The 10,680-nt window shown below is 67.0% G+C and carries 9 protein-coding genes and 1 pseudogene; 5 read left to right on the top strand and 5 right to left on the bottom strand.

Annotated features, from left to right (window positions below; all coding sequences use genetic code 11):
* Nucleotides 1–516 precede the first annotated feature (516 nt).
* Nucleotides 517–1,062: a WG repeat-containing protein gene (locus ACMZ91_RS21475; RefSeq protein WP_049460724.1), complete on the bottom strand. Its 546-nt coding sequence runs from the start codon at nucleotides 1,060–1,062 to the stop codon at nucleotides 517–519.
* On the bottom strand, nucleotides 1,059–2,765 hold the full coding sequence (locus ACMZ91_RS21470; RefSeq protein ID WP_032128997.1) for an alkaline phosphatase: 1,707 nt from the start codon (nucleotides 2,763–2,765) through the stop codon (nucleotides 1,059–1,061). Before ACMZ91_RS21470 ends, ACMZ91_RS21475 begins: the two co-directional genes overlap by 4 nt.
* Nucleotides 2,766–2,919: 154 nt before the next feature.
* Between ACMZ91_RS21470 and ACMZ91_RS21465 the strand changes: the two genes are divergently transcribed.
* Nucleotides 2,920–4,254, top strand: coding sequence for a dicarboxylate/amino acid:cation symporter (locus tag ACMZ91_RS21465; protein ID WP_006381938.1), 1,335 nt, complete (start codon nucleotides 2,920–2,922; stop codon nucleotides 4,252–4,254).
* Nucleotides 4,255–4,480: 226 nt separating this feature from the next.
* On the opposite strand, the gene ACMZ91_RS21460 is transcribed toward ACMZ91_RS21465, so the two are convergent.
* Both ACMZ91_RS21460 and ACMZ91_RS21455 read right to left on the bottom strand, forming a co-directional pair.
* Nucleotides 4,481–5,254, bottom strand: coding sequence for a C40 family peptidase (locus ACMZ91_RS21460; protein ID WP_005414115.1), 774 nt, complete (start codon nucleotides 5,252–5,254; stop codon nucleotides 4,481–4,483).
* A 131-nt stretch (nucleotides 5,255–5,385) separates the two neighbouring features.
* Nucleotides 5,386–5,964, bottom strand: coding sequence for a C40 family peptidase (locus tag ACMZ91_RS21455; RefSeq protein ID WP_180862759.1), 579 nt, complete (start codon nucleotides 5,962–5,964; stop codon nucleotides 5,386–5,388).
* 73 nt (nucleotides 5,965–6,037) lie between these two features.
* On the opposite strand from ACMZ91_RS21455, the gene ACMZ91_RS21450 reads away from it, so the two are divergent.
* The 4 genes from ACMZ91_RS21450 (at nucleotide 6,038) to gorA (ending at nucleotide 10,473) form a co-directional block, all read left to right on the top strand.
* The gene (locus ACMZ91_RS21450) at nucleotides 6,038–6,520 is read left to right on the top strand and encodes an FKBP-type peptidyl-prolyl cis-trans isomerase (RefSeq protein ID WP_049398704.1); all 483 of its coding nucleotides are present in this window, start codon (nucleotides 6,038–6,040) and stop codon (nucleotides 6,518–6,520) included.
* Between the two features lie 99 nt (nucleotides 6,521–6,619).
* On the top strand, nucleotides 6,620–7,864 hold the full coding sequence (locus tag ACMZ91_RS21445) for a DUF418 domain-containing protein (protein ID WP_049398730.1): 1,245 nt from the start codon (nucleotides 6,620–6,622) through the stop codon (nucleotides 7,862–7,864).
* 3 nt (nucleotides 7,865–7,867) lie between these two features.
* Entirely contained in the window at nucleotides 7,868–9,118 is a 1,251-nt protein-coding gene (locus ACMZ91_RS21440) for an NAD(P)/FAD-dependent oxidoreductase (protein ID WP_414578561.1), read from the top strand.
* Nucleotides 9,115–10,473 (top strand): glutathione-disulfide reductase, encoded by a 1,359-nt coding sequence (gene gorA / locus ACMZ91_RS21435; protein WP_125893984.1) that lies wholly within the window; start codon nucleotides 9,115–9,117, stop codon nucleotides 10,471–10,473. The genes ACMZ91_RS21440 and gorA overlap by 4 nt, the downstream gene beginning before the upstream one ends.
* Before the next feature lie 72 nt (nucleotides 10,474–10,545).
* On the opposite strand, the pseudogene ACMZ91_RS21430 reads toward gorA, so the two are convergent.
* Nucleotides 10,546–10,680, bottom strand: a pseudogene (locus ACMZ91_RS21430) (IS110 family transposase); the annotation flags it as partial.

Genomic DNA, 10,680 nt, shown 5'->3' with positions numbered 1-10,680 from the left:
GCGAAGCAATGCTTCGCAAGCAAAGCGCCCTCACCCATGTAAGCTCGGTCGCCGCTTGCTCGTGTGCGCTGTCCTGCGTACACGGCAAGACCCGGGTTGGGCCTCCTGCCCAACCCGCCCGAGGCATGCCTCGGGCCCATGCGGCTCACGCCCCCGCAACCGGACCCACCCCGCCTTCGACAGTTTTCCGCGATTTGTCGGAACGGCGTATTGCTCTGGTAGGTGTCGACCTTGGTCGACACGGTAGATCCACGCCATGCGTGGATGACTCATTCGATATCTGACAGATGTGTCGACCAAGGTCGACACCTACCAACAGCCGCGGAGATCTGTCAGAGGCGGGGCACTGTGGGTTTGCGGGGTGTGAGCCGCATGGATGCGGCGATCAAGGCTACATGGACGTACTTGCGCCGTCCCCGCAAACCCACAGTGCCCCGCCATCCCACGGAATGCACGCTGTTGCTTCGGCCGTTGCCGTTGCGTCTGCAGGTGCAGGGCGCAGCCCTGCCGAAAAACCTACTTTATCCGACGGCCCGAGCGGTCGATCCGGAACCGCTCTCCGCCTTCCATCGGCGTGTGGCCATCGGCATCCGGCGTACCACGACGGCAACCATTGCAGACCTCGGCCACGCCATCCTGGAACGGCCACCCGAAATCGAACGTGCCGGGCACCACCTGGCGGAACTTCAGATCGAAGTAGGCCACGCGGTTGCCGACGCGGGCGCGCAGCAGGCCTTCCTGTGGTGTTTCCGGACCGTTGTCCCAGGTCAGTACCGGCAGGCTGCGGCCCTTGCGGTTGACGTAGTGGAAGCCCTGGTCGGCGTACACCACGGCCAGGCCGTGGTCGTCGTAGTTCAGGTCCTTCAGCGTGTCGGCGCTGATCTTCGGCCGGTGATCGACCACCTCGCAGTTGGGCAGCGGCCACAACCCGTGTTCGTCGGTCAGCAGCTTGCAGGCCGGTGCCTGCGCCAGCGCGCTGGAACTGGCCAGCACACCGAACAAGGCCAGCGACCGTGCGAAACGGCCGCGGGCGGGGGCAGGGCGGGCCTGCCGCACGATCACTTGGCCTCGGCCTTGCGTTCGAAGGCCGTCGGTGCCGGCAGCTGTACCGGCACGCCCTTGTCGTCGCAGGTGCCGGCCTGGCACAGGCGCTCGCGCAGGGCCGGGGTGGCCTGCACGATCATGTGGTAGATCGCGTTCTGTTCCAGCGTGCCGCGGATCGCCTTGCTGCCCGGGCCGCGTGCCCAGATACCGACGTCTTCGCCGCCGTGCGACTCGGACTTCATCGGCACCAGTGCTTCCTGCATGTAGTCCGGATGCTCGGTGTCGACCTCGCGCAGGTTCGGGCGGCCGTTGGCCGGTTCGAAGCTGCTCGGGTTGTGCGGGTAACGCTTCGGACCGGCCGGCTGCTGGTTGCTGCTGCCGGTATGGCCCGGGCCATTGGCGTAGCTCAGGGTGGTGTACGGCTGGCCGGTGCCGTCCAGCGCGTAGTCCAGCTTGCCGGCGCCGTCTTCGCCGCCCTTGTCCTTCACCTTGCCCAGGATCGGGTTGCCGCGCGCCGGGTAGCCGACGAAGTTCAGGGTGTGCGAGTGGTCGGCGGTGACGATGATCAGGGTATCGTCGGCCGAGGTCAGTTCGTTGGCCACGCGCACCGCGTCGGACAGGGCCACGGTCTCGGTCAGCGCACGGTAGGCGTTGCCGCTGTGGTTGGCGTGGTCGATGCGCGCGCCTTCGATCATCAGCACGTAGCCTTCCTGGTGCTTGGCCAGATTCTTGATCGCGGCGGCAGTCAGTTCGGCCAGGCTCGGCTCACCGCCCGGATCCTGCGGGCGCTCGTACTCGTAGCGCATGTGGTCCGGCTCGAACAGGCCAAGGATAGCCGGCGCATTCGCGGCGGCGGCCAGCTGCTTGCTGTTCCACACGTAGGCACCCTGCGGATGCGCCTGCTGCCATTCCTGCACCAGGCTACGGCCGTCCAGGCGCTGGCCGACCTTGTCGTCGTATTCCGGATCGCGCTCTTCCACAGTGGTGAATTCACCGCGACCGCCGCCGAGGGCGACCAGCGGGCCGCGCCCATAGCGCGAGGTCGACAGCAGCTGCTGGGCGATGTCCTTGCAGCCGGCAGCCTTGGCGGCTTCAGTCAGGTCGGTATCGTTTTCCCAGTTGCGCTCGGGCGAGTGCGCATAGGTGGCGGCCGGGGTGGCATGGGTCAGGCGCGCGGTGGAGACCACGCCGGTGGCCAGGCCGGCGCTGTCGGCCAGCTGCAGCCAGGTCAGCAGGCCCTTGGACAGGCTGTCGGCGCAGTCGGTGCGGCTGCCGGCGCTGACGCCGATTGCGCCCATGTGGGTCTTCACGCCGGTGGTGATGGCGGTCATGGTGCCGGCCGAATCCGGGGTCTGCGAATCGGTGTTGTAGGTCTTGCTGAACGCCGTGGCCGGGAAGCGCTCCCAGGACAGCAGGTTCTCTTCACCCGAGCCGCCCTTCTGCTGGCCTTCGTAGATGCGCGAGGCGGCCACGGTGGTCAGGCTCATGCCGTCGCCGAGGAACAGAATGACGTTCTTGGCCTTACCGGACATCGCACCGTTGGCGGCGGCCTGGGCGGCGCCGCTGCGGTACCACCACTGCGGGGTCTCGCCGGCCGGGTGGGCAACGGGATCGACGGCGACCTTCAGGCCGGCCGGGGCGGACGCGGGGGTGGTGCTGGCGCAGGCGCCCAGCAGCAGGGTGGTGGCGCAGGCGGCCAACAGGGAGACGGAACGGCGCATGGACGCTGGGATCTCACAAACTGTAACGGGACGTTCATTATGCCCGCCCTCGCAAGGCACGCCGATGACACACTGATTTGCCGGCCGGGCGGTCGTTCTGCGGGCCGCCTTGGGCTATCGTGCCAGCATCCCTTCCTTCCCCTCTGGATTGCCTATGAAGCTGGTCTCTGCCTGGCTGCGGATTCCATTCTGGCAGCGCGTGGTCGGTGGCTTCGTGCTCGGCGCGCTGGCCGGCTGGGCGCTCGGCCCGGCCGCGGAAACGTGGTTCGGCCCGCTCGGCGAGCTGTACGTCACCCTGATCAAGATGATCGCCGTGCCGCTGGTGTTCTTCGCGGTCATCAACGCAATCTCGTCGCTGCACGGCCAGAAGTCGGTCGCCGCGCTCAGTGGCCGCACCTTCCTGTGGTTCGTGATCACCGCCGCGTTGGCGGTGTGCGTCGGCCTGGGCGTGGGTACCGTGCTGCAGCCCGGCGCCGGTGGCCTGCAGCTGTCGATGGCCAGCAACTACGTGCCGCGCGAAGTGCCCAGTGTGGTGCAGGTGCTGCTGGACGTGGTGCCGGCCAATGTCTTCTACGCGCTGTCCGGCATCGGCACCAAGGTCAATGCGGCCGGTGAAACCGTGCTGGCTGCCGGTCGCGGCTCGATCCTGCCAGTGATCTTCTTCGCCGGCCTGGTGGGCTTTGCGATCGTCAAGCTGGGCGAGAAGGTGACCGAGGCGCGCAAGCTGGTCGGGCAGATGAGCGACATCATGATCCAGGTGACCCGCTTCGTGCTGGAAGTCACCCCGATCGGCACCTTCGGCCTGATCGCCGGCCTGGTCGGCAGCTACGGCTTCGAGAAGCTGCTGCCGCTGGGCCACTTCGTGCTGGCGCTGTACGTGGCCTGCGCACTGCACATCGTGGTGGTCTACAGCGCACTGCTGCTGGCGCACGGCCTGAACCCGTTGAAGTTCTTCCGTGGCGCGGCGCCGGGCATGCAGGTCGCCTTCGTCAGCTCGTCCAGCTTCGCCGCGATGCCGGTGGCGTTGCGCTCGATCACCCACAACCTGGGCGTGAACAAGGACTACGGTTCGTTCGCGGTGCCGCTGGGCGCCAGCATCAAGATGGATGGCTGCGGCGCGATCTACCCGGCGCTGTGCGCGGTGTTCATCGCGCAGTACAGCGGTGTGCCGCTGACCCCGGAGCAGTACGTGGTGGTGCTGATCGCCTCGGTGCTGGGCAGCTTCGGTACCGCCGGCGTGCCGGGTACCGCGGTGATCATGGCCACGGTGGTGCTGAGCGCAGCCAACCTGCCGCTGGAGACCATCGGCTACCTGTATGCCATCGACCGCATCCTGGACATGATGCGCACGATGACGAATGTGACGGGCCAGATGCTGGTGCCGGTGATCGTGGCCAAGGAAACCGGGCTGCTCGACCAGGCGGTGTATGACAACCCGTCCAGCAATGTCGGCGTGGACGATCCGGACCCGACACCGCCACGCGCCTGAGGTTGCGTGGAGATGAAAGGCCCGCCCTGACCGGCGGGCTTTTTGTTTTGGAGCTGACTGACGCGGTGCCGATCAGGGTAGGTCCCTGGTAGGTCCACGCCATGCGTGGATGAAGGCGGTACCGACCAAGGTCGGCAGCTACCCACCATTACGGGCCCAACAAAAAAGCCGCTGCAGGGCAGCGGCTTTCTCGTGTCAGGCGGCGCGGTAGCGCCAACCGGTCAGATCAGAGATCGACCCGGCGGGCCTGCATGAACTTGTTGCCCCAGTAGCCGCTGAGCAGGGTGTCCACGCGGACGTCCTTGCCGGAGCTCGGTGCATGCAGGAAGCGGCCATCGCCAACATAGATGCCGACGTGGTCGACGCGGCCCTTGCGGCCGAAGAACACCAGGTCACCGGCAGCCAGTGCGGTGCGATCATTGATCAGTTCGGCGTTGTCGTCGTGTGCCATCTCGCGCGACACGCGCGGCAGCTCGATGCCCAGGGCCGAGCGGAACACGTAACCGACCAGGCCGCTGCAGTCGAAACCGCTGTCCGGGTTGCTGCCACCCCAACGGTACGGGGTGCCCAGCAGGGTCATCGCGCGGCGCAGCAGCGATTGCACCTTGCCGTTGTCGGCGGCGGTGCCGACAACGCTGCCATTGGCGGCGCTGCTGGTGTCGTAGTTGGCGAGCAGGCGGCTGAGATCACCGGCTACCACGGCCGAGCGGTCCATCAGCGGAATGGTGTCATTGGCGGCCAGGTGCGGCAGCAGGGCGGCCAGCGTGGCGCTGGCGGCGGCATCGACGCGGCTGCGCTGCGGAGCGGCAGCCTCGGCCTTGGCGGCCGGTCGGGCGGTGCTCTCGGCCACCGGGGCCGGGGTCACATCGGAACGGTTCGGAGCAGTCTGCGACCAGGCCGGAAGGCTGGTCAGACACAGTGCCAAGCCAAGCAACAGCGGGCGGGCACTACGTGAAGATACGGAAGTCTGGCCTTCGCTTTTCAGGTCGTCAGTCGTCACGCGTCGGTCACAGGAAAAAAACGATGGGGCATCATGCCCTGTAAAAGCGGCAATAAGTTAAAAATTCCGTTAGTAAATCGTTAGCTGCACGGTGATGTGCGTCACAATTTTGAACATATCGCCTGTTCATCTTAGCGAAGGACGCGTTTCGCCCCGGTGTAGTGGTCCTTCCAGTACGGACCGCTGAGCGAGTCCAGCCGGACCGTGCCACCGGTGCTCGGCGCGTGCACGAAGCGCCCTTCACCCACATAAATGCCGACATGGGTGACGCTGCCGCGGCTGCCGAAGAACACCAGGTCGCCGGTGGCCAGGCGCTGCGGGTCGATCTTCGGGCCCTGTACCGCCGCCAGGTCGCGCGAGGTGCGCGGCAGTTTCAGGTCCAGCATCTCGCGGTAGACGTAGGCCACCAGGCCGCTGCAGTCGAAGCCGGAGTCGGGGGTATTGCCGCCATAGCGATAGGGGGTGCCGACCAGGCTGATGGCTCGCATCAGCACCGAGTTGGCCGCCTCGGGATTGTCCGGCACGGTCTTCGGCCAGTTCGCGGTCGGCGGGGGCGGGTCGGGTCGGGTGGCCTTGCCGCCGCCGCAGGCGGTCATCAGCACGGGCAGGGCCAGCAGCAGGGCCGGGGCGAGGAGCCGGCGCAGGCCGGACGAAACTGGCGTGATGTGCATGATCTCCGGATAATGCGCCACCTTAGGATTGGCCGTCATGATGGCGGCGTCCCCGCCGGGCGACAACCCGCCCCAACCCGCCTGCCTCCGGCAGATCCAGACAGAGTTGCGCATGAAGATCGAAAAAGACCGCGTTGTCCGCTTCCACTACACCGTTTCCGAAGTCGGCCAGGAGCCGATCGAATCGTCCAAGGACCGCGGCGAGCCGCTGGCGATCCTGATCGGCCACGGCAACATCATCCCGGGCCTGGAAAACGCCATGATGGACAAGGAAGCCGGCGCGACCTTCAGCGTCGACGTCAACGCTGCCGATGCCTACGGCGAGCGTCGTGAGGGCCTGTCCCAGCGCGTGCCGAAGAAGCACTTCGGCAACACCAAGCTGGCTCCGGGCCAGCAGGTCGTGCTGCAGACCAACTTCGGCCCGCGTGCGGTGACCGTGCAGAAGGTCGGCATGAGCGTCGTCGACGTCGACCTGAACCATCCGATGGCCGGCAAGGACCTGCACTTCGACGTGGAAATCGTCGATGTGCGCGAAGCCGGCAAGGAAGAAATCGACCACGGCCACGTCCACGGCGACGGCGGTCACCAGCACTGATCGCAGCGCGATCGTGATGGCAGCAACGGCCCGCTTCGGCGGGCCGTTGCGTTTGTGGAACACGGCGCGGCCATCCATGGCGCGCAGGCCGGCGGCATAATGGCGGACCTGCCCGACGGACGCCCTGTGAACGCCGCTTCTCCTTCCCTGCAGCCGGTGGCTTCCGGCGAACGCATCGCCGTGCTTGACGTGCTGCGCGGTGCTGCGCTGCTGGGCATCCTGCTGATGAACATCGAGGCCTTCAGCGGGCCGCTGGACCTGGCGTTCACCGGCATCGACGTGCATTGGCAGGGCATCGACTACTGGGCCGATGCCTTTGTCTACGTGTTCGTGCAGGGCAAGTTCTTCACCCTGTTCTCGTTGCTGTTCGGTGCCGGCTTCGCGGTGATGGCGCAGCGCGCTGAGGCCGCCGGGCGCGACTTCACCCCGTTCTACCTGCGCCGCAGCGCTGGCTTGCTGCTGATCGGTCTGTGCCATGCACTGCTGGTCTGGTCCGGCGACATTCTGGTGATGTATGCACTGATCTCGTTGCCGCTGCTGGCCTGCCGCGAGGCGCCACGCAGCTGGCTGCCGTGGATGGGGCTGATGGTCTACCTCGGCGGTGTGGCGATGATGCTGCTGGTCGGCGCGATGGTGTCGATGGCTTCGGCCGAAGATGTGCAAGGCATGCTTGCCGAGGCGCAGCGGAGCATTGAGCTGCAGCGGCAGGTGTACGGGCAGGGCAGCTGGGCGCAGGCCAATGTGCAGCGCCTGAGTGAGTTCGGTACGTCGATGGGGGCGCTGCTGATCACCGGCCCGGAAGTGCTGGGCATGTTCCTGATCGGCAGCTGGTTCGCCGGCAGTGGCGCGCTGGCGGCGCCGGAGCGCTTCCCGCGGCTGTACGCGTCGCTGCGCTGGGTCGCGTTGCCGCTGGGCCTGCTGGTCACGTTGATCGGCGTTGCCTGGAAACCCTACCTGGCACCGGGCGCCTACAACCTTCCGGTGACGGCGGCGATGGGCCTGGTGACCATAGGCGGCCTGCCGATGTGCCTGGGCTATCTGGCGTGGATCGTGCACTGGCGCACGCGGCTGGCCTGGCTGGCGCCGGTGGGGCGCATGGCGCTGACCCATTACCTGGCGCAGTCGCTGGTCTGCACGCTGCTTTTCTATCACTACGGACTGGGATGGTTCGAGGTGATGCCGCGCAGCGTGCAGCTGCTGTTCGCACTACTGCTGTTCGCTGTGCAGGTGGGCATTTCGCACGCGTGGTTGCGCCGCTTCCGTTTCGGGCCGATGGAATGGCTGTGGCGTGCGATGACCTACCGGCAGTGGCCGCCGATGCGGCGCGGGGCCGGGCAGGGCTGATCGATGCAGGGCGCGCGCGAGGATGTGATCGTGGTCGGCGCCGGTGCCATTGGACTGGCCGTCGCGCTCGCGCTGCGCGCACAGGGCCGGCAGGTACGCGTGATCGACCGTGGGCGTGTCGGCGGCGCGACCTCGCATGGCAACTGCGGCACCATCACCCCCAGCCACGCGCCGCCGCTGCCTGCGCCTGGCGTACCGTTGCGCGCGCTGCGCTGGATGCTCGATCCGCGTGCGCCGTTGTACGTGCGTACGCGGCTGGATCCGACGCTGTGGCGTTGGTTGCTGCAGTTCGGGGCGCGCTGCAATGCGCGCGACTGGCTGCAGGCCACGCGCGCCCGCGCTGCGCTGCTGAATGATTCCCGGCTGCGCCTGGCACAGTGGGTGCAGGTGCATGCGCTGGACTGCGAATTCGATACCCGCGGTCTGGACTACGTGTTTTGCGATGCCCGCAATTTCGATCACCACGCCGCTGAGTGTGAGGCACTGAACGCGCAGGGCATCGCCACGGCGCGCATCGATGGCGCCGACTATGCGCGCGACAATCCAGCTTTCCATGATCGCATTGCCGGCGCGATCCACTTCCCCGGCGATGCGCAGCTGCGTCCGGACCGCTACACCGCCGAACTGGCGCGCGTGCTGCGTGCACAGGGCGTGGTGATCGAGGAGCAGGCGGACATGCAGGATTTCAGTACCGACGCGCAGGGTGTGCGCGTGCACGTCGGCGAACGCACGCTGCACGCACGCGAGCTGGTACTGGCCACCGGACCGTGGTCGCCGCGCTGGGCACGGCAACTGGATCTGCGCGTGCCGATCCAGCCCGGCAAGGGCTATTCGCTGACCTGGTCGCGACCGGTGCAGGTGCCGCAGCGCCCGGTGGTGCTGAAGGACCATTCCGTGTTCGTGATTGCCTGGCGCGAGGCGTTGCGACTGGGCGGCACCATGGAATTCGCCGGTGCCGACCCGCAGCTGCGCACGGCCCGCCTGCAGGCCCTGCATCAGGCCGCCGACCACTACCTGCGTGCGCCACGCGGTGCGCAGCTGCAGGAGCAGTGGTGCGGGTGGCGCCCCATGAGCGTGGACGACGTGCCATTGATCGGCCGCGCGCCCGCACATCCTCACGTCTGGCTTGCAGCGGGGCATGGCATGCTCGGCATCAGCATGAGCGCCGGCACCGGCCAGCTGATCGCCGATCTCGTCTGCGGCCGCACGCCAGCGATCGATCCTGCCCCTTACCGACCCGAGCGATTCCGATGAGCACTGCACCCTATGATTACGACCTGATCGTCCTTGGCGGCGGCTCCGCCGGCCTGGCTGGTGCGATCCGTGCCGCGCAGCATGGCAAGCGCGTGGCAATGCTGGAGCCCGGTGAGCTGGGCGGGACCTGCGTCAATGTCGGCTGCGTGCCGAAGAAGGCGATGTGGCTGGCGGCCGACCTGCACGAGCGCATCGGCCTGGCCAGTGCGATGGGCTTCGATGTTCAGGCGCGCCCGGCGCTGTCGTGGAAGGAACTGGTGATCCATCGCCAGGCCTACATCAGCAACATCCACACCAGCTACCACAAACGCCTGGATGAGACCGGCGTGGTGCGCATTCCGGCGCGCGGCCATCTGCTCGATGCGCATACCGTGGCCTGCAGTGATGGCGTGCGTTACAGCGCCGAGCACATCCTGATCGCCACCGGCGCGCACCCGCTGCGTCCAGATATCCCCGGCGCGGAACTGGGCCTGGTCTCCGATGATTTCTTCGATCTGCGTGCGGCACCGGCCGAGGTGGCGATCATCGGTGGCGGTTACATCGCGGTGGAGCTGGCCGGCCTGCTGCAGGCACTGGGCAGCAAGGTGAGCCTGCTGGTGCGTGGCCAGCGGCTGCTGGATCGCTTCGATTACGAGCTGACTGATCAGCTGGCCGAGAACCTGAAGCAGCAGGGCGTGCGCATCCATTTCGGCTATCGCCTGCGCGAACTGCAGCGCGATGGCGAACGCGTACGTGCGTTCGGCCATGACGGCCCGCTCGACAGCGTGTTCGACGCGGTGTTCTTCGCCACCGGCCGCCGCGGCAACAGTCGTGATCTGGGCCTGGAAGCGCTCGGCATCGGCATTGGCGAACACCAGCAGGTGCAGGTGGACGAATGGCAGACCACCAGCGTGCCGAGCGTGCACGCGGTGGGTGATATCGCCGGCAAGGTTGGCCTGACTCCGGTGGCGGTGGCGGCGTCGCGGCGCCTGATGGATCGCCTGTTCGGTGGCCGCCCGCAGTCGAAGATGGATTACGAGAACGTGGCCAGCGTGGTGTTCTCGCACCCGCCGCTGGGTGCGGTGGGCATGAGCGAGGAAGAAGCGCGCGCGCGTTTCGACCAGGTGAGCGTTTACCACAGCCGTTTCCGACCGATGCTGCAGGCGCTGGCCAACGGTACCCAGCGCAGCCTGTTCAAGATGGTCTGCGCCGGCCCGGAAGAACGCGTGGTAGGTATCCACCTGCTGGGCGAAGCGGCCGACGAGATCCTGCAGGGTTTCGCGGTGGCGGTGAAGATGGGCGCGACCAAGGCCCAGTTCGATGACACCGTGGCGATCCACCCGACCTCGGCCGAGGAAGTGGTGCTGATGCGCTGACCTGCGGTTGCTGCAGAGCCGAGCCCATGCTCGGCCGTCGCTCTTTGTAGAGTCGAGATCCTATGTTCGTGGTCAAGCCTGCTGGAAGCAGGCTTGACCCACCTTCAGCATCGCCGGATCGAAGTCCCGGCCGCTTTTGAAGACACCCCAGGCGATCCTGGCCAGCTTTCTGGCCAGGATGTTGAAGACGGCGGTGCTGGGGTGACC

This window comes from Stenotrophomonas sp. FR024, from assembly GCF_047500745.2.
Lineage (GTDB): Bacteria > Pseudomonadota > Gammaproteobacteria > Xanthomonadales > Xanthomonadaceae > Stenotrophomonas > Stenotrophomonas maltophilia_A.
This window is presented reverse-complemented; position numbering and strand designations above follow the sequence as displayed.

Excerpts from the sequence above, each read along its gene's own strand:
- ACMZ91_RS21470 (WP_032128997.1), bottom strand. The coding sequence starts at position 2,765 with ATGCGCCGTTCCGTCTCCCTGTTGGCCGCCTGCGCCACCACCCTGCTG.
- ACMZ91_RS21465 (WP_006381938.1), top strand. The coding sequence starts at position 2,920 with ATGAAGCTGGTCTCTGCCTGGCTGCGGATTCCATTCTGGCAGCGCGTG.
- ACMZ91_RS21455 (WP_180862759.1), bottom strand. The coding sequence starts at position 5,964 with ATGACGGCCAATCCTAAGGTGGCGCATTATCCGGAGATCATGCACATC.
- ACMZ91_RS21450 (WP_049398704.1), top strand. The coding sequence starts at position 6,038 with ATGAAGATCGAAAAAGACCGCGTTGTCCGCTTCCACTACACCGTTTCC.
- ACMZ91_RS21445 (WP_049398730.1), top strand. The coding sequence starts at position 6,620 with ATGGCGGACCTGCCCGACGGACGCCCTGTGAACGCCGCTTCTCCTTCC.
- ACMZ91_RS21440 (WP_414578561.1), top strand. The coding sequence starts at position 7,868 with ATGCAGGGCGCGCGCGAGGATGTGATCGTGGTCGGCGCCGGTGCCATT.
- gorA (WP_125893984.1), top strand. The coding sequence starts at position 9,115 with ATGAGCACTGCACCCTATGATTACGACCTGATCGTCCTTGGCGGCGGC.